Origin of the sequence: Scandinavium sp. M-37, from assembly GCF_043558715.1 — a bacterium.
Lineage (GTDB): Bacteria > Pseudomonadota > Gammaproteobacteria > Enterobacterales > Enterobacteriaceae > Scandinavium > Scandinavium vulneris_A.
Window position 1 is genome coordinate 386,618 of the sequence record NZ_JBIGIN010000001.1, and the last position, 18,502, is coordinate 405,119.

An 18,502-nucleotide genomic window follows, 5' to 3' on the forward strand; every position below is an offset into this window, starting at 1 on the left:
TCCTGAGACTAGTCGTTCCTCGCCGGCTGTGCATTACCATTAAGAGCCAGAATGATTCAGACGCACCACGAGATAGACGCAGGTTTCAGAGGTTTCATTGATAAAACGACAGTCGTTCGGCGGCCCGAGCTCCAGGCAATCTCCGGCCTGCATCGCGTGTCGGGTATCGCCTTCAATAAACAGCAGTTCGCCCTGTTGCAACCAGATAAGCTGACGCGCCAGGGCGTATGACGATGCAGGCATCGGAATATCGCTCCCGGCAGGCAGTTCGACCTGCACCAGGTCGATCGGTAAATCGCTGCGCGGGGACACGTGACGACGCAAATAATGGCTTTGCGGATCGTGCCAGACCGGTTGATTGGCAAAGCGTAGCAGTTTTCCTTCCTGCATTTCGGCCCGGGCGATCAGCGTGGACATGCTGATGCCGAACGCGCCGGATAAGCGACCCAACATCGTCGCCGTCGGGCTACTGTCGCCGCGTTCGATCTTGTGGATCATCGCCCGCGACGCGCCCGCGCGCTCCGCCAGTTCGCTGAGTGACCAGCCCCGGGATTCACGTTCGATGCGGATCCGCGCGCTTATGCGCTGATTAAGATTGTCTTCGATAGTATTCATGGCGTAATACTATAGTGCATTGGCCTGGGTTTTCTACCCACCGTTTCACGGGCCTCTTGTCAAACCTGACAAAACTATAGTATCTATACCGTACTACTATAGTGAACACCCGAGGCTTGCCATGAACATTCGTTACGCCAGCATTGATGACTGCGCGGCGATCGCCGAAATCTATAATCATGCGGTACTGCACACCGCGGCTATCTGGAACGATCAAACCGTTGATACCGACAACCGTATTGCCTGGTATGAAGCGCGGAAGATAGCCGGATATCCGGTGCTGGTGAGCGAAGAAAACAGCACAGTGACCGGCTACGCCTCTTTCGGTGACTGGCGTGCCTTCGACGGATTCCGCCATACCGTTGAGCATTCGGTATACGTTCATCCTGACCATCAGGGGAAAGGTCTGGGCCGTGCGCTGCTGAGTCAACTTATCCTCGAAGCGCAACAGATGGGTAAACATGTGATGATTGCCGGCATCGAATCGCAAAACCAGGCTTCATTGAAGCTGCACGCCTCGCTCGGATTCATCACTACCGCGCAAATGCCGCAGGTAGGCACCAAGTTTGGTCGCTGGCTGGATCTGACCTTTATGCAACTCCAGCTCGACGATCGCCGGGACCCGGACGCACGCGGATGAACCAGTCGTTAACCCTCACCTTTCTGATTGCCGCCGGAATCGGTTTGGTTATCCAGAACACGCTGATGGTGCGCATCACCCAGTCGGCATCGACGATCCTTATCGCCATGCTGCTCAATTCGCTGGTCGGCATTGTGCTGTTCGTGTCGATTTTGCTGATTAAACATGGGCTGAGCGGTTTTCAGGAACTGGCTTCTACCGTCAAATGGTGGACCTTAATCCCTGGATTATTGGGCTCGTTTTTTGTCTTTGCCAGCATCAGTGGTTATCAGTATGTCGGCGCAGCGACTACCATTGCGGTGCTGGTCGCCAGCCAGCTGATTGGCGGCCTGGCGATGGATATCCTGCGCCAGCAGGGCATTCCGTGGCGGGCGCTGATCGGCCCGGTTTGTGGGGCAGTGATGCTGGTGGTCGGCGCATGGCTGGTCGCCAGACGTTCGTTCTGAGCCTTCTTTACCACTCATCCACTTTGACTCTTTTATCTATAGTGATTCAACGAATAGAGGAATCTGTATGGGCTCCTCTACGTTTCCTACAGGTATTTTTATCCAAAGAGTTTCTTAAAATCTTCTTTAGATAAAAAATGGTCCAGATATTGCTCTACAAAAATTCGATTAAGATCATCCGGGACATCAAATGCCACTTGAGAGTCCCCGGTTCCACTTTTAATGACTTTCACACCGAATACAGGCACCGGGTTGGCTTCAGTGCCGTAAGCGGGGTCATTCCACTGCACCTGGTTAGCACGAACTAAGAAATCACCACCAGAATATATTATTACATCTCTAGTTTTATTATTATCATAATGATACTCACCCCGAAAATCATAACCATTAAAGGTGATCAACTCCATATATTTATGATGTGCCAGCGAATAAAACTGGACTCTAATAACTCTTTTTAGGTTATTACCTTGAGTTAATTTTGGATAGTAACCTTCAGAAATTTCTGCAGACTCAGACGGTATGGAAACTTCAATAACTTTTGACCCAGAAATATATTCACCCACCTCTTTTTGTGTCACATCGTTACCACTAAAGAATAAAAAATTAACTACAATGAGAATGAGTGGGAATCCAATGAAAACCCCTAGCGTATAACCTAGTCCCTTAACCATGAATTTTCCCTTGTTTACGTTGGTATTTTGTAGATGTTAATTCCATTATTTAGACATTTTCAAATCCCATCAACGTACAGACTTTCGGGATTAAGAGAGATGTACGGATCCCTCTGCCGTTCAATTTTATGTCTTAGACCTAAATAGTTTGTCAAATGCATCTTCTGATAAGAAATGATCCAGATATTGCTCTACAAATATTCGATTAAGATCATCCGGGACATCAAATTCCACCTGAGAGTCCCCGGTTCCACTTTTAATGACTTTCACACCGAATACAGGCACCGGGTTGGCTTCAGTGCCGTAAGCGGGGTCATTCCACTGCACCTGGTTAGCACGAACTAAGAAATCTCCACCAGACCGGATGACTTCAATTCTAGTTCTATTATTATCATAATGATACTCACCCCGAAAATCATAACCATCAAAAGTAATCAACTCCATATACTTTTGATGTGCCGCCGAATAAAAATCGACACGAATGATTACTTTAACATTATTCCCTTGTGTTATTTTTGGATAGTAGACGTCCCAAACCTGTTTAATCCCGGCTGAAACGCGGACCTCAATAATCTTTGAGTTAGCAATGTATTCACCCACCTCTTTTTGTGTAACCTGGTTACCACGGAAGAACAGAAAATTAACGACTATGACAATGAGCGGTATACCAATAAACATACCAAAAGTATAACCCAATCCCTTAATCATGCCTTTTTCCTTATTTTTTAGTGGATATTACTTTGATATTATATCCATCAATATTATCTTTCGAATCAAATGAACCCATTGTATCACTAGCTTTCCGTTCATAATCGACTTCAAATTTATTGGATACTTGATCTACCGCAAAACTAACCACAGCACCAGAGAGCCCCTTCAAAAAATTAGCACCAAGACCTTTCCATGAAAAGCTCTCTCCATTATTGGCCAACCAATTTAATACGGCATCACCATGTACTTGCGTTAATATTCCTTTATTCATCCCTATAATGGTGACATCTAAAATAACTGAACCACCGCGATTGATTAAACTTTGCTTAACCGCAGCCTCTGTTACAGTGCTCACTGCATGATCCTGTATCGCTTTACCCACTTCACCCAGCATATTAGCATTCTGATTGGAAAGACCTTTGTCCGTCACCGTACTATAGATCTCCAACCCTGAACCTATAGTTACACCTATTGGCCCCCCAAGGCAAAAAGCAATAAAGCCTGTAATAAATTTACTTCCCCACTGTAGCCAAACCTCCTTATTGTTTGCACTGGATATTAATCTTGCCGCCTGTGAAGCCAGTTGGTCACTAATAATAATATTAAGCCTGCCACCGACAGGGCATAGTAAATATGATTGATTGAGCAGCGCATAGTGTTTCTCAAATAAAACCGTATTGTGGAAATCCATCCATTGTGCATCGAAAATCTTGTCGCATTCATGACTTAGCTTATAAACAGCATAGACTGTGGATACTATACCACCTACGGCAGCGGCTGAGCCAACAACAATAGCAGATGTTACAGTTGCAATCCCGGCTATTGCGGCAACAATTGGACCCGAAACAGGAGCCGTAACCACCACCACTATTAAAATTGCCACAATCGCAACACCTGCAAAAAATGCAGCCAGTCCGCCCCACACTTTTTTCGGCATTTTGCATTTAAAACAATCGTCTAGTTTTTTATCCAGAATATTCAGCAATGGTGCAGGGACAACAGTGTTTATCGTAATGCCTGCAGTTTTAATTGGTACTTTACCCGGATGCAAGCCTAACTTTCTGGGTGATGAAACTGTCATATTACTACAAACAATATTCACCCCCTGACGAACAAATGATTGCGCCATTAGTTTTTCCTCCGAATTCGACAACTAATATCCAATTCGACATTACTCTCTACTCGCTCCCTCATTCGGATGTCAGCGTATTCCAAATATTTACCAGCTGTATTAAATTCAATCTGAGAATCATACTCCATAGAGTAGGCTGAGAACTTATAATCAATAGAGGGTTTGTATTTTTGATTATATTGCCGTTCTATTTCACCCACATCGATAAAGCCAGCGGGTTTTGCCGTTTTGCGCACTACGATGCTCTCAGGGGATTCCTGAACGATCTTCTGTGTTACCGTTAGTGGAGTCACCACTTTTTCAAAAAGCTGCGAATGAAAATCCATCAATACATCACTCTCAAAATTTTGGCTGCGAACTAAAAGGTGATCAAAATAAGTTGTAAAGAATAGCTGAGTGTCCAGATTAGACACTAACTGTTCATGGGAGTGAATTTGATCATCGAAGGCTGAAATGAAATTATTAATATGTTGCTTTACTTCTTCGGCACGAATGAATTCGTTCTTTTTGAGAAATTCCTCTTTATAAGATTGCCATTCAGTAATAATCTGTTGATGATTCATTATACTCACAGGTTTTCCTGTCGAGGGATGAATCCACAAAGCAACATTACTTTTTATCCTGTCGATTTCTTTCACTACATCTAATAAAGGCTGGTGTGAATCTGGAGATATCTTTGAAATATAATCGTCAACATGCACGAAATATAACAGAGGTTCATGTTCACTATGTGATAGAGTATAGTCCGTTTTAACCTGAGTGCTGTTAACAGGGATGTCATTAAGTTTTATTGCAATCTCTTGCTCAACCCTATATTTTGTAATGCGTAGCAGTGAATTATTCGTTGTTATCACAGCATCACTACTTTCGTTCATTGTCATAACTCATCCCTCGTAGAAAGAACGACGTTGCCATTAATTAATTTGCACTTCGGAACCATCAATATCAACAATTCCGCTTCCATTAATCGTAATTGTTGCTCCTCGAATATCAATCTCACCACTTGCTTTCATTGCAATAGAGGCGGCGCCAACTTTTAAATTAATGGATTCATTCATTAACTCCATATTGGCACCCCCGCGTATAATTTTACAGGAATCTGATTTAACCGTTAGGATATAGCTCCCATCAACGGTAACAACTTCATTTCCACCAATGAAAATGGTTTCATTACCTTTAATATTGTCTATTTTGTTTTCTTTAATCGTCAGGGTCTGATCTTTATCTACCGTGATGCTCTGAAATCCTCCAATGGTTTCTGCATCGTTGTTGGCTACTGTCATCGTGCGATCATGTAATATTTTGGTATTCATATCTTTCTGGGCATGGATAAACACTTCCTGCTTGCCCTTTTCATCTTCAAAACGTAACTCATTAAACCCAGCACCTTTATGGGTCTGAGAGCGCAGACTCATCTGGGTTTTTGTTCCTGGCAGGCCACCTGGTGGCAAATTATTGACATGGTATGTCCGCCCTATGACCACTGGCTGGTCGGGATCACCGTTCAGAAATTCAACAATGACTTCATGCCCGATGCGGGGAATTGCCAGACTTCCCCAACCTTTCCCCGCCCAGGGCTGGGAGACTCGTATCCAGCAGGAGCTACTGTCATCGGTTTTCCCTGACCGGTCCCAAAGAAAACGAACCCGAATACGACCATACGCATCGCAGTAAATCTCTTCGCCGGGCGGGCCGGTGACAATGGCAATTTGCGCCCCATCAATACGCGGTTTATCCGTCAGCAGAGGACGCCAGGTCTGGTTGCGGGGTATAAAGTTGAACTGATTGACCAGCGTGGTTCCCGTCTCACCGGCTTCCTCTTCCAGCGCCTGCGGTTGATTTCCTCTGTGGGTAATGGAGGTTATCTGCCAGCGGGTGTTCATGTCAGGGCGTGGATGGTGAGTTAGCGTAAAATCTGTACCGGGTTGCAGGCCGGCGTAATTAGAAGATCCGTCTCCCTGATGGGCATTATTACGCAGAGCCTCCACCCGCCAGCGGGAAAAGCGTTCTCCGGAGTCATCTTTGTATCGCCCCGGATAGTCGTAATGAAAATAACGCTGATTTTGATACTCCATGTCCCGGGCATACTCTCTGAAGACAGCGTCCCAGGGCGGATTTTTAAAGGTGTAATCCTTTAGCATGACTTCTGAAGGGCGAAGGCTTTCACGTCGACGCAACGTCGTGATACAGGGCTCCTGAGCCGGTGCGGGATTGTAGGGTAAAACGGGCCCAGCATTCTGGGTATCACAGTGGTCAGCGAAGACCAGCGTGTGCCTGTCACCGTCATGTTCAAAGAAGTAAAAGATACCTTCCTCGGCAAACATGCGTTCAATGAATGTTAAATCATCCTCCTGATACTGGACGCAGAACTCACGGACGGCATGTTCATAGCGCAGTGAATAGGCATAGTCACTGATACCATGCTCACCCAGCAGCGTTTCCACGATGGTTTGCAGATTTTGTTGCTGAAATATCCGTGAATTACGCCTCAGGCTGGCACGCCAAAGAGCAGGCCGAACAGAAAGAGAATAACGGGTACGGCGAAACCCAGTGTCCCCCTGCTCCATTGAAACAACAATGCCATTGACCGCGCGTTGCATGACGGCATCGCGCCAGACCATCAGCGTTATATCTTTATCCAACACTTTACCAAAATCGACAGCCGGTATAGCGCTGGCGAGTTCCAGTTCGAGCGAGAACAGTGCTGAATACTGTTCCTGTAAGGTAAAGCCCACTACCGAAAAAGTCTCACGGGGTAAATCTTTAACATTCAGCGTAAAATACAATCCATTATTTATCATTGATATGGTCCATAATTACCTGCGTTATATTTATCATCCATAAACTGCTATCCAGTAGTAGTGTGTTAATATTTGGAGCATCAGAATATGTCGGTTTTATATAGCCTTTGAATTCAATAGACAACTCTCCAGCTTTTTGGCAATGCGTTAAATGACAAATCACAGTAATAAAACCAGCCAAATCGTTTATAAAACCTGCATGATCAGAACAATATTTTGCGTGATGATTCTCTTTAAGAGCATTGCCCCGCAAGAATTATTCGGAAAACAACCCGATAGAATCCATCTCACTGATTTCATTGCAGTAGCTGGGGGTACGTATTGGGATTTACAGTAATAACGTTTTCGTTTGATTTATATCAACCCGAAATAAAATAGCGGTAAGAAACCCAAAAACGTTCAAGAGTGCCTTATATTGATTTTATCAATATAACGATGGCTTAATTGATTAATCAAAGTTCAGGAGAATATCGCGCTTGTGAAGATAGGTTTTGAACTGGAGAGTGACACTCCCCCGCGTCGGGGGAGTGCCGTAAAGCAGAACTAAATAATCGATCCACCTTTGGTGAGATTCTCGTGGCGCTCTTCCTCTTCTTCCTTGTGATGCCGCCCTTTATGCGCGATGGCGGTACGCAGACGCTGCTGCTGGGTAAACCTGTCTTCCCGGCTCAGCTCGGCGTCATCGCTCAGCGTCACCAGCAATTCATTCATCCCAATGATAGAACCATCGTTAATGGCTGCATCCACACGGGTGCTGACCTCATCCAAATGTGACATACCGTCTCCTTAATTCAGCTTCGCTTTTGAAAAATCACTGCCCATCAGGCTGACACTGTATCCGGACACATTGCTGCGGGTGGCGTAGAAGGTTTTCCCGTTAGCAAGCGCAATCCACGGTGCCTGCTTATAGAAAATTTCCTGCGCCTGTTGATATAGCTTCGCGCGCGCGGCCGGATCGCTGGTCAGTTTGGCTTTTTTAACCAGGCCATCATACCCCTTATCGCACCAGCGTGCGGCATTTGAGCCGGTCTTTATGCTGTCACAACCCAGCAGCGTATCGGCGAAGTTATCCGGATCGCCGTTGTCCGACATCCAGCCAAACAGCGCCGAATCATGCTCCCCTTTGCGCATACCGGAAAGGTATTCTCCCCACTCATAGGTGGTGATCCTGGCCTTAATCCCGACTTTCGCCCAGTCGCTCTGGATCATCTCGGCAATACGACGGGAGTTCGGGTTGTACGGACGCTGCACCGGCATCGACCACAGCGTCACTTCCGCGCCCTTCTCCAGCCCGGCCTGCTTCAGCAGCGCTTTGGCTTTTTCAGGATTGTAATCGTAGTCCGGCAGGTTAGTGTCGTACCCGAGCATTTTCGGCGGCAGCGGAGATTTAGCAACCGTGCCAGAGCCCATAAACACCGCATTGACGATGGCTTTTTTATCGGTGGCGTAGTTCAGCGCCTGACGGACCAGCACGTTATCGAACGGTTTTTTCTCGGTGTTAAACGCCAGATAGCCGACGTTGAGCGCCTCAACCGCATTCAGTTTCAGATCTTTATTTTTCTTGATGACATCAAACTGCACCGGCGATGGCGCAGGGATAATCTGGCATTCGTTGGTTTGCAGCTTCGCCAGACGGGTTTCAACATTCGGCGTGATGGCGAAGATCAGATGTTTAGTTGGCACTTCACCGTCCCAATAATTCGGATTGGCAAGATAACGAATTTGCGAATCGGTTTTATACTGCTGTAACACGTATGGCCCGGTGCCGATAGGCCAGGTATCAACGTACTCCGGCGTGCCCTTTTTCATCATTTCATCCGCGTATTCCGCCGACAGGATTGAAGCGAAATCCATTCCCCAATCGGCAAGAAATGCGGCATTCGGTTCGGTTAACACAAACTGGACGTGATAATCATCAATCTTCTTCACGTCTTTAATCAGCTTATCGAGGCCCACATCGGTGAAATATTCGTAATTACCCTGCGACACTTTGTGATACGGGTGATTTTCATCTTTCTGACGCAGCACGGAGAAAATAACGTCATCGGCGTTAAAATCGCGCGTCGGTTTAAAGTATTTGTTGCTGTTGAACTTCACGCCCTGACGTAGCGTAAAGGTATAGGTTTTACCGTCCGGGGAGATAGTCCAGGCTGTGGCCAGTGACGGAACCGGCGTATTTTTCTGCGGATCGAAGTTGATCAGGCGGTTATACAGGGTTTGCGAGCTGGCCACAAACGTCGGTCCGGAGCTGGCTATCTGTGGGTTGAATGACTCCGGTGACGCTTCAGAGCAATAAATCAGTGTGTCGTTATTCGCCGCGATAGCGGTCCCTGCCGGGAATAATGCGCTGAGGGTCAGCGCCAGCAGCGTTTTACCTTTTAAGGTCATGGTTATAAGCCTTTCGCTTTTATTATATGAGGCTTAATCACAGCACAGGAGGTGTATCCTGGCAAATAACCAAAGCGCATCAGGTTATACTTAACACGTAAATTCCGCTGGTTTATTCACCAGTGATTTCGCTTAAGTCCTTTATCGAAAAGCAAGCCTTTAGCGCAAATTCAATAGCCAGAGTATTTGCTGTTTTTGCCTTTTCCTCGCCCGTTTATCCCTTACTCGCCTGCGGTAGAGTAGCGGCGTGAAAAAGTCGATGGGATAAGAACGTGGCAAAAACTTTACTACGCAGCGGCAGTCTGGACGATTTCCAGTCCGTGGGCGGCGGCGGCCAGGCCGTATTTGCATCAGCATTACAGATACGTGAGACGCTGCGCCTGCGCAAACAGCAGATGCTGGTTGACTGTCTGGCGGTGCCGCAGGTCAACGATGAAGGCGACCGCGTGGACTGGTACTCCCCGGTGGAAGGCGACGTGCTGGCGTGGAAAGCGGCAGACGACGACCTGCGCGAACAGGCGCTGCGCCAACTGGAAACCATGGCCGACGGCGCGATGAGCCTGGCCCGCAAATGTCAGCAGTCCGACAAAACCGCCCAGCAACTGTTCGGCGCATTGCTGGAAAAAGCGTTGCAGTTTCCTGGCGAAAACCACGTTTTCCTCGTCGGCGGCAAGCCGGTGATCACCTTCTGGGGTTTCGTCAATCTGAACGAAAGCGCCCGCGAAGAGCTGTTTGGCTGCCTGCATCTCGCCCCGGTTCCAGAACCGGAGATTGAACTCGATGACGACATTCCTGAAGCGGACAGCGTAAAAGTCACCTTTAGCGATGCCGATGAACCGCTGCTGGCTGCACCTTTATCATTAAGTATCGTCCAGCAAGCGGAAGCCGAAGCCGAGCCTGACCTCATCCCGGAACCGGAGGCACCTGCTGAAATCGACATTGCACCCGCGCCTGTGGTTGAGAAAAAAGCCCGGCGCATTCCGCTGTGGAGCCTGCCGGTGGCCGCCGTGATTGTAGCCGCCGTCGCCGGGCCGCTGCTCTGGCCGCGTCAGACTACCTCCGCTGAACCGGTAGTGGCACAGGTGGAGCCTGAAAAAGTTGTACCTGAACGAACCGCCCTGCCGCTGCCAACCCTTAATCCTACTCTGCCGCTGCATCAGGCGATCGTCACCGCATCGGTAACCCAGACGGTAAAAGAAGACGCGAAACCGGTGGTGATCGCTGCGATCCCGAAAGACGCGCTGGTCATGGAAGCCGATCAAATGCGGGCGGGCACCACCAAATTCCTTAATGGCAATTGGCGCGTGCTGGTTGACGTGAAAGATCCGGTGACTGGCAAAGCCCCGTCGCTGCGCTATCAAATTCAAAATAACAAAGGCACCGTCCGGCTGGTGCATGGCGACAGCGTGGTCTGCAAAACCGAAATATTCTCAGGCCTGCATCAGAACGGTGAGTTGATGATAAAAAGCCGTGGCAATGCGCGCTGTAGCGACGGATCGCGCTACCCGATGCCAGAAATCTCCTGCAAAGCAGGCACCAGCGATGTTGCCGAATGCACAGGCCGCTACGACGCCAATACCGTCGTGCCGATAACCTTCCGTAAAGTGGGAGCGTGATAATGCTGGTTACCCTCTGCGATTACCAACAGAGCGTCACGCTGATTGCCAACAGCGGCGTGCAGTTCCTCGACTTTGGCCTGACGCCACAGGATTCCTTGAGCAACGGCCGCTTCGTGCGTAAAACCGCCAACGGCCCGCTGCTGCGACTGAATTACGACATCGTCAATTGCCGCTATACCCTGCCGCCCATCGACGGTCAGCAGGCTGAAGTGGTCAAACCGGAAAGCACGCTGCCGCTGGAGCAATCGCTGGCGGTGCTCGACGGCGTCTGGCTTCCCCTGCCGTTCCTGCGCTTTAACCCCCCGCGCACCTTCGTTGAAGGGCCGGACAACTGGGCGCGCGTACAAATTCGTAAACTGCCGGAGCCGGACAGTGCCGGTAACACCCATCGCGTGACAATCGCTCTCGACAGTCAGATCCGGGATGATGCGCCGATGGGGTTGGCCCCGGTGGACAATGACCTGCTGAACGGCACCCGATTTGCACTGGCCTGGCGCGATGAAGAAGTCGCCGATTTTCTCGATCAAACCTGGATTGACGGCTGGCTGCGGGAAGTCTTCAGCCACTTTGCCAGCGTTGAGGAAAACCGTAGCGAGCGCGAAATTGCCCAGGCGATGCGCGGCTTTGAGTATCAGGGCCACTGGCTGAACCTGCTGGCGCTGCTCGGCGAACAGCTCAAGGTGCCGGAAGTCAAAATCGTCACCGCCACCGTCAGCACCCCGGCGATACCGGTCGACTTAATCCTCGACGTCGGTAACAGCCACACCTGCGGCGTTATCATTGAAGATCACGGTGATGCTAACGACGGCCTGCGCCAGACGGCTGAATTGCAGGTGCGATCGCTGAGCGAACCGCAGTTCCTCAATGCCCCCCTGTTCACCAGCCGCCTTGAGTTCTCCGAAGCGCGTTTTGGCAAGCAGCACTTTTCCGTCGAAAGCGGGCGGGAAGATGCTTTCGTCTGGCCGTCGATCGTCCGGGTGGGCGATGAGGCCCGCAAACTGGCGATGCAGCGTTTGGGTACAGAAGGCAACAGCGGTATCTCCAGCCCACGTCGTTACCTGTGGGATGAAACCCCAACCGTGCAGGACTGGCGTTTCAGCCAGATGAACAGTCGAACCCAGCGCGAGCCGGTCGCCGCCGCCTTCCCGCTCGCGTATCTGATGAACGATGACGGTCAGCCGCTGTTTACCCTGCCGCAGGATGAGCGGATGCCGGTGTTTTCGCCGCAGTACAGCCGCAGCACCCTGATGACGCATATGCTGTGCGAAATTCTTGCTCAGGCACTGGGGCAAATTAACAGCGTGGCGACCCGTCAGCGTCTCGGTTTTCCGTCCTCACCGCGCCAGTTGCGGACCCTGATTTTGACCCTGCCATCAGCGATGCCCAAACAGGAGCGGGAGATATTCCGCCGCCGGATGTTTGAAGCTATCGCGCTGGTGTGGAAAGCACTCGGTTGGCACCCTCAGGACGATGATTTCGCCACCCAAAAACAGCAGGATAAGAGCGTCGTTCCGGTCCCTAAAATCCATATGGAATGGGATGAAGCCAGCTGTGGACAGCTGGTGTGGCTGTATAACGAAGCGATGTCGCATTTTGGCGGACAAACCGAAGCGTTTTTTGCCGCCCTTGCCCGGCCTGACCGCCAGGCGGAACCTGGCACCCGTCCGGGTCGTGCGCTGCGGGTCGCGGCGGTCGATCTTGGCGGTGGCACCACCGACATGGCGATCACCCATTATCGTCTGGATGAAGGCACCGGTAGCAACGTCAAAATCAGCCCGCAGCTGCTGTTCCGCGAAGGTTTTAAGGTCGCGGGCGATGATATTCTGCTCGACATCATTCAGCGCTGCGTCCTGCCCGCGCTGCAAAACCAGCTGCAAAAATCCGGCATTGCCGATGCCCCTGCATTGATGGCAACGCTGTTCGGTGATTCCGGGCCCATCGATACCCAGGCGGTACTGCGCCAGCAAACGACGCTGCAACTGTTCATGCCTATCGGGCATGCGATCCTCGGCGCGTGGGAACAGAGCGACATCAACGATCCGCTGGCTGGCCTGCATGCCACGTTTGGCGAACTGCTGTCGCAGCCGCCGACCCGCAACGTGATGAGCTACGTTGGGCAGGCTATTAGTCACGCCTTACCGCCGGGTTCTGAACCCTTCGACGTGCTGGCGACGCCGCTACAGGTCAGCTTCCGCAGCCTACACGAAGCCATGCTCGCCGGGGAGTTCACCATCGCCGCCCCGCTGCACGCGGTCTGCGAAGCTATCTCACACTATGCCTGCGACGTATTGCTGGTCACTGGCCGTCCGGGCTGCCTGCCCGGCGTACAGGCGCTGATCCGCTACCTGCAACCGGTGCCGGTCAACCGGATGGTGTGGATGGACAGCTATCACGTTCATGAATGGTATCCGTTCAGCCAGCAAGGGCGGATTGGCAATCCGAAATCCACCGCGGCCGTTGGCGCGATGCTGTGCAGCCTGGCGCTGGATTTGCGCCTGCCACGCTTCAACTTTAAGGCCGCCGATATCGGGGCTTACTCCACCGTGCGTTACCTGGGTGTGCTGGACAATACCGTCAATACCCTGCGGGAAGAGAACATCTGGTATGCAGAACTCGATCTCGACAAGCCCGGCGCGAAAGTCGACGCCCGACTGCACTTCCCGCTACGCGGCAACGTCACGCTCGGTTTCCGTCAGCTCGCTAACGCCCGCTGGCCCGCCACACCGCTGTATACGCTGAGCATCAACTCACCGGAGGTAGCCAAGGCCATCGCCGGAGACGGCGTGTTGCAGGTACGGCTGCAGTTATCCGGTGGCAATCGCAGTCAGGGCCCGGAAGCATTTACCCTAGCAGATGCCTGGCTGCAGGACGGCACCCCGGTGCCACCAGATGCCCTGACGCTGAAACTGAATACTCTGGCCGACCGCCGTCACAGCGGCAGCCACTACTGGATAGACAGCGGGAGCGTTTACCTGAAATGAGCCAACTGCAAACCATCATCGACTGGACCCGCGCTACCCGCCAGACGTCGCCAATTTTCGACACCGATGCCGACGCGTTGCTGACACGTTTATATCAGCTGAAAGCGCAGGAAACCGCGCTACATGAGGCGCAATCCGCGCCTGCCAGCGTCGCGCTGTTTGGCCATTCGCAGGCGGCAAAAGCGCATCTGCTCGGGTCGCTTTGCAGCAGCGGTAACGGCCGTCTGCTGGTGCAAGCCGGGGGGAAAACCCTCGACTACTTCACCCATCTCAATCCGGGCCACGCCCTGACGCGAATGGCCCTGCGCTTCAGTCATTGCGCGCAGGCAGCCGATGACGCTTTCCCGTTACGCCTGCGCATTATGCGCGAAGCAGACCTGGTGCAGGTGTTTCTCGCCCACGCCTTACAGCAGGGTAACGTACGCCCGGTAGCAAAATCAGTGGTGGCAGACCGTCTGAACGCCTGGCAATCGCTGCGCCAGACGCAACCCGTGCCGGGTATTCATCAAGAGGATGTGGCGTCGATCGCCCGTTTCTGGCAGGAACGTACCCCGACGCATCAACAACACATCGACGACACTCTGTGGCAGCAGTTTATTCAGCTATTACCGTGCCTCGATCTCAGCGCGCGCGCCAGCGCCTGGGCGTTGCTGTGGGGCGAACAACAGGAGTTGACGCGTCAGTGGCTGACGCTGGCCCATGTGCTCCAGCAGTGTGGCAATGCCCGCGAACTGGCAGCCCCGCTAAGTCTGCTGGTCGACAGCTTTACCCTGCCTGCCGAGGGTTTTCTGACGCCGGAAATCGACCCTGAAGGCGAAACGGTGGTGCATCCGCTGCACGACGGAACATTACACAGTGCCGTCAGTCTGCCGCTCAATGCGCTCGCCCTGTTGACCATAGAATTAGTGTTACCAACCGAAAATGGCGTGCTGGATAACGTCGATCTGATCGATATTCCGCAGCCTGCGCACGCCGATAACGAAGCATTGTGGGCCAGTAAATGCCGCTGGCTACTGGACTACTATCGTCAGCAGTATCAGCCCGACCTGCTGCTTATCTGCAATGCGGCGGCCTCACGCGCGCACATCCCTGCCAGCGCCCGCGCGCTGTCAAAATGGGTGGGCGATACGCAGCCGCAGCATGAGGGCGCCCTGCCAGGTCTGGTATGGGCCATCACCCCGCAGGATGACCGCTTTGTGCGAAAACTTAACCTCGACGAAGCCGTACAGCAGTTGATCGAAAAGCCCGGCCAGCGCTGGGGAACACTGCAGGCGCTGGACGGCAGCAGCCTGCAACGGCTGATCGAATGGCTGTCGCAGGCCACGGTTCCCGCGCTGCGCGTCGCCCGTTTGGAGAGGCTGGCTGAGCGTCAGCATCAGCAGCTGCGTCAGATGATGTCTGGCTGGCAGCAGGACGCCCGCCGCGATACCGCCAGCGTACGTCGTCAGGCAGAAAATGTGGTGCGCGAACTCCAGGGCCACGCCGCCATTCTCGGCGAACTGCTGGAAGGGTTACTGCCCCCACTTGCCAGCTTTGAATTGCTAAGCCAGGTTCAGCAGCCGCGCGAAGAGAAAGTCAGCGAGTTGTTCAGCGATAACGTCGACCTGTTTGCCCTGGCCGACGACTCCCAGCCCAACGGCAATGCCCATCAGGACTATGGCTTCCAGGCGCATGCCCTGTGGGTGAATTACCTGCGCCAATGGAGTCGTAGTGACGCTCATGCCCAGCGTTATGGGTTGTCGCCTGCGGTTCTGCAACAGCTGGCCGATATACTGATTATCACCAGCTACCGTCTGGAACTGCCTAAGCAGCTGCAGACGGTTACCCCTGACGATCGCGCCAGTGCAGCGCACCTACGGGCGACTATCAGTAACTATCTGGCCTGGCTGGGCTACGCCGATTTGCCGGTGGACTCACGCCCGGCCAGCCGGGTGGTGAAAGGCAGCACGCTGTTTGCCCCGACGGCGAGCAATACCGAACGCCTGACTCAACTCGGTGAACGTCCGGCACACGCCGCCACACGCTACGTCTATGACTGGCTGGTGGCGTTGTTTACCCGTGCAACCGAAGCCCCGGACTACTGCCATCCACTGGATGTTTCCCCGGAAGCTCGCGCCAAACTGACCGCCCTGCTTTAAAGGGCTTTGGGCTCACAGGGATGTGAGCCCAAAGATCTCATCTTAACCATCGTTCCTTGTAAAAACCTGGGCCAAAACGGCGGCCAGCGCGGAGGGGTTTTCCCACGACATGGAGTGTCCCGCGTCGGGGACAACATGCAGCGGGATCCCGGCGTTTACAACGGCGGTGGCATCCTCATCCGGCAGGCAATGCTCGCCGAAAATTAGCGCGCGCTGGCATTTGAGATTGAGAAACCGCAACATCCACGAAGGGGATATTCCGTCCACCAGGCTCTTTGCCCCGCGCCACATCGCCGATGGCGACGTCATTTGCACGCAACCCTTCCACGCACTGCGTTCTTCTTCGACTAACGCTGAGAAGCCAGAGGCCACGAAATCGGTTTCGGGCTGAGCCGCAATGTGTCGGCTAAACATCCCGCCCCCGGCATGAAAATTGGGTTCAGATACCGCTAACGTGCGCAGGCGTGCACCGAGCTGCTCCGCCACTTCAATGGCGATACTGCCACCCATGCTATGGCCATAGAGATCGAGCTGTTTTACGTCCAGGGTATCCAGCACTTCCATCACCACCGCAGCCTGCTGAGTGGTGGTAAACGTGAAATTATGCGGTTTATCGCTGTACCCGCTGCCGGGGAGATCGATCAGGATTGCGCGTCGGCCGCGAAAAGCGGGAGCCGCCGCGATACGGGGATATTCATATGAAGAGGCACAGCCGAGGCCGTGGATAAACACCACCGGGATGCCCACCCCGGGTAGGTCATGCCAGCGGACGGTAGCCCCGGCAATCGTGGAGAACAAGCTCTGCATTTGGCGCTCCTTTTTATTGATACTGTGTTTTTATACAGCACTTTAAAAAGAATGGCGAGCCCCTGTCCGGATCAGAACATCGACAGCAGGAGTGCCACCGGGAAACTGAACGGCCAGGTCGCGCCAATTAACACCGTCGCAATCAGGCGGATGCGCTTGCTCTCTTTGGTCAGGAACCAGGTAATGAAAGCGCTGACGGTAGCCATAATGGCGTAAAAAATCAGCATATGCTGGTAAAGCGTCATGGGCAAAACTCGATCTGCGTCAAAAAAATTCGCGCGCAATATGCCATTTTTTTTGACTTGTATCAAATTTTTACACATACGTTGTAAGAATGAGAGGGTGAATGTAAAAACAGACTTTGTCTGATTGCGAACCTGGGGATCGGCGACTATATCAATAGAGGCCGATAAATAGAGGATGGTGCTATGGAAGTCACGAGCAAAACCGTTTTCCTGATTAATGTCTTTGTTGCAGTTGCTCTTGTTAGCCTGCTGTCGATTCGCTTTGGCTGGATTTGATAACGATGTTGAAAACAAATAAGCAGCCTGATGGCTGCTTTTTTCTTTTTAAATCATTCCGTTGCGGTTTTCACCTTCGCCGCATTCGCATTGTACGCTGCTTGCAATGCGGCGGCGTTGTCATACTGCGTGGGATCGTATTGAGGTAACGGATGCGCTTTCTCGTAAGCCCACTCCGCTGCGTTGCAGTCCGCCTCGGAGCCGCCCTTCTTTTGGCACTCGGCGATGCGATGCGCAGGTGAATTTGTACAACCACTCAAAAAAGCCAGCGCGGTGAACGCGCAAATAAACGGTTTCTTCATGACAACGTAATGTTATGACCCAGGATGAGAAAGCGGACGATCCTCGCATAACACGTTGAAAGCTGTCAAAACCCGATTTATCTGGAAATATGTCGGCGCACTAGCGGAGGGATAGGGTCCGGCAGGAACAAAGAAAAGCCGCACGAGGCGGCTTAGCGAGAATGACAAGATTAACGAGCCGTTTAGACCGCAGCGCCTTCCAGTGCATCCTGAATGGCGTCGGCTAATGTCGCGACTTCCTGCGCCACGTTGCGCAAATCCATCTGGCTACGAATGCCTGAATTTGCCGTTGAGGCAGACACCGACGCCTTAGAAATTTCTAATGCAGCCTGAACGGCCAGCAGGCGTTTGCGGTTTTCGGCGGCATCAGCGCCAGTCGCGTCATCGAGATCAAAATACCCTTCTAACATCGCTCTCTCCTTAGTTGTACATAAATCGGTGGTTAAGAGCAGGATACTGAAAACCCCGACATAAGCCAGAGTTATAGATAATTGGACCGCCACCGAGGCCTCGAACCTCGTACACTACAACATCAAATGTCATTTGCTCTTCCAGCTGAGCTAGTGGCGGTTTGGGCGAAAGATAATACCCTTGAATAAATGACATTACAATTATTAGGTCTAATAATGTCTTAGTGCTCAATAAGTAAACGCCAGATCACGCTCGCGCGTTGAATGAATTATTCTCAATATCAGTCGGCAAAGACGGCAGGTAAGATGAAAAAAAACCG

Annotated in this window: 18 protein-coding genes and 1 tRNA gene; 6 read left to right on the plus strand and 13 right to left on the minus strand. The window is 51.9% G+C overall.

Features of this window, described 5'->3' with window-relative positions; translation table 11 throughout:
* Positions 1-39: 39 nt before the first annotated feature.
* Positions 40-615 (minus strand): helix-turn-helix domain-containing protein, encoded by a 576-nt coding sequence (locus tag ACG0Z5_RS01770; protein WP_394445030.1) that lies wholly within the window; start codon positions 613-615, stop codon positions 40-42.
* Between the two features lie 121 nt (positions 616-736).
* On the opposite strand from ACG0Z5_RS01770, the gene ACG0Z5_RS01775 reads away from it, so the two are divergent.
* Both ACG0Z5_RS01775 and ACG0Z5_RS01780 read left to right on the plus strand, forming a co-directional pair.
* The gene (locus ACG0Z5_RS01775) at positions 737-1,255 is read left to right on the plus strand and encodes a GNAT family N-acetyltransferase (RefSeq protein WP_394445031.1); all 519 of its coding nucleotides are present in this window, start codon (positions 737-739) and stop codon (positions 1,253-1,255) included.
* A complete protein-coding gene (locus tag ACG0Z5_RS01780) occupies positions 1,252-1,701 on the plus strand; it encodes a DMT family transporter (protein WP_394445032.1) in 450 nt (149 codons plus the stop codon). The genes ACG0Z5_RS01775 and ACG0Z5_RS01780 overlap by 4 nt, the downstream gene beginning before the upstream one ends.
* Positions 1,702-1,799: 98 nt before the next feature.
* On the opposite strand, the gene ACG0Z5_RS01785 is transcribed toward ACG0Z5_RS01780, so the two are convergent.
* From ACG0Z5_RS01785 to ACG0Z5_RS01815, 7 genes are all read right to left on the minus strand, one after another.
* Positions 1,800-2,372, minus strand: coding sequence for a hypothetical protein (locus ACG0Z5_RS01785; protein WP_394445033.1), 573 nt, complete (start codon positions 2,370-2,372; stop codon positions 1,800-1,802).
* Between the two features lie 126 nt (positions 2,373-2,498).
* Positions 2,499-3,080 (minus strand): hypothetical protein, encoded by a 582-nt coding sequence (locus tag ACG0Z5_RS01790; protein ID WP_394445034.1) that lies wholly within the window; start codon positions 3,078-3,080, stop codon positions 2,499-2,501.
* A gap of 10 nt (positions 3,081-3,090) precedes the next feature.
* A complete protein-coding gene (locus ACG0Z5_RS01795) occupies positions 3,091-4,212 on the minus strand; it encodes a PAAR-like protein (protein ID WP_394445035.1) in 1,122 nt (373 codons plus the stop codon).
* Positions 4,212-5,096, minus strand: a complete 885-nt coding sequence (locus ACG0Z5_RS01800; protein ID WP_394445036.1) for a hypothetical protein — start codon at positions 5,094-5,096, stop codon at positions 4,212-4,214. The genes ACG0Z5_RS01795 and ACG0Z5_RS01800 overlap by 1 nt, the downstream gene beginning before the upstream one ends.
* Positions 5,097-5,129: 33 nt before the next feature.
* Entirely contained in the window at positions 5,130-7,016 is a 1,887-nt protein-coding gene (gene tssI, locus ACG0Z5_RS01805) for a type VI secretion system tip protein VgrG (RefSeq protein ID WP_394445037.1), read from the minus strand.
* A 543-nt stretch (positions 7,017-7,559) separates the two neighbouring features.
* Complete coding sequence (locus tag ACG0Z5_RS01810; protein ID WP_319630256.1) at positions 7,560-7,793, minus strand: DUF2526 family protein; 234 nt, start codon at positions 7,791-7,793, stop codon at positions 7,560-7,562.
* 9 nt (positions 7,794-7,802) lie between these two features.
* Positions 7,803-9,404, minus strand: coding sequence for an ABC transporter substrate-binding protein (locus ACG0Z5_RS01815; RefSeq protein ID WP_394445038.1), 1,602 nt, complete (start codon positions 9,402-9,404; stop codon positions 7,803-7,805).
* 272 nt (positions 9,405-9,676) lie between these two features.
* On the opposite strand from ACG0Z5_RS01815, the gene ACG0Z5_RS01820 reads away from it, so the two are divergent.
* The 3 genes from ACG0Z5_RS01820 to ACG0Z5_RS01830 are packed head-to-tail and all read left to right on the plus strand — an operon-like array spanning position 9,677 to position 16,142.
* Positions 9,677-11,020 (plus strand): SrfA family protein, encoded by a 1,344-nt coding sequence (locus ACG0Z5_RS01820; RefSeq protein WP_394445039.1) that lies wholly within the window; start codon positions 9,677-9,679, stop codon positions 11,018-11,020.
* 2 nt (positions 11,021-11,022) lie between these two features.
* Positions 11,023-14,004 (plus strand): virulence factor SrfB, encoded by a 2,982-nt coding sequence (locus tag ACG0Z5_RS01825; protein ID WP_394445040.1) that lies wholly within the window; start codon positions 11,023-11,025, stop codon positions 14,002-14,004.
* The gene (locus ACG0Z5_RS01830; protein ID WP_394445041.1) at positions 14,001-16,142 is read left to right on the plus strand and encodes a virulence factor SrfC family protein; all 2,142 of its coding nucleotides are present in this window, start codon (positions 14,001-14,003) and stop codon (positions 16,140-16,142) included. Before ACG0Z5_RS01825 ends, ACG0Z5_RS01830 begins: the two co-directional genes overlap by 4 nt.
* Positions 16,143-16,184: 42 nt before the next feature.
* Here ACG0Z5_RS01830 and ACG0Z5_RS01835 read toward each other — a convergent pair whose 3' ends face one another.
* Positions 16,185-16,949 (minus strand): alpha/beta fold hydrolase, encoded by a 765-nt coding sequence (locus ACG0Z5_RS01835; RefSeq protein WP_394445042.1) that lies wholly within the window; start codon positions 16,947-16,949, stop codon positions 16,185-16,187.
* Between the two features lie 71 nt (positions 16,950-17,020).
* Entirely contained in the window at positions 17,021-17,194 is a 174-nt protein-coding gene (locus tag ACG0Z5_RS01840) for a GhoT/OrtT family toxin (protein WP_394445043.1), read from the minus strand.
* 183 nt (positions 17,195-17,377) lie between these two features.
* Here ACG0Z5_RS01840 and yncL point away from each other — a divergent pair, with 183 nt between their 5' ends.
* Positions 17,378-17,470, plus strand: a complete 93-nt coding sequence (yncL, locus tag ACG0Z5_RS01845) for a stress response membrane protein YncL (RefSeq protein ID WP_394445044.1) — start codon at positions 17,378-17,380, stop codon at positions 17,468-17,470.
* A 53-nt stretch (positions 17,471-17,523) separates the two neighbouring features.
* Here yncL and ACG0Z5_RS01850 read toward each other — a convergent pair whose 3' ends face one another.
* The 3 genes from ACG0Z5_RS01850 to ACG0Z5_RS01860 all read right to left on the minus strand — a co-directional run bounded on the left by ACG0Z5_RS01850 (position 17,524) and on the right by ACG0Z5_RS01860 (position 18,342).
* Positions 17,524-17,772, minus strand: coding sequence for a hypothetical protein (locus ACG0Z5_RS01850; RefSeq protein ID WP_394445045.1), 249 nt, complete (start codon positions 17,770-17,772; stop codon positions 17,524-17,526).
* A gap of 182 nt (positions 17,773-17,954) precedes the next feature.
* The gene (locus tag ACG0Z5_RS01855) at positions 17,955-18,182 is read right to left on the minus strand and encodes a hypothetical protein (protein WP_319630246.1); all 228 of its coding nucleotides are present in this window, start codon (positions 18,180-18,182) and stop codon (positions 17,955-17,957) included.
* An 82-nt stretch (positions 18,183-18,264) separates the two neighbouring features.
* Positions 18,265-18,342: transfer RNA gene (locus tag ACG0Z5_RS01860), tRNA-Gln, on the minus strand.
* Positions 18,343-18,502 lie beyond the last annotated feature (160 nt).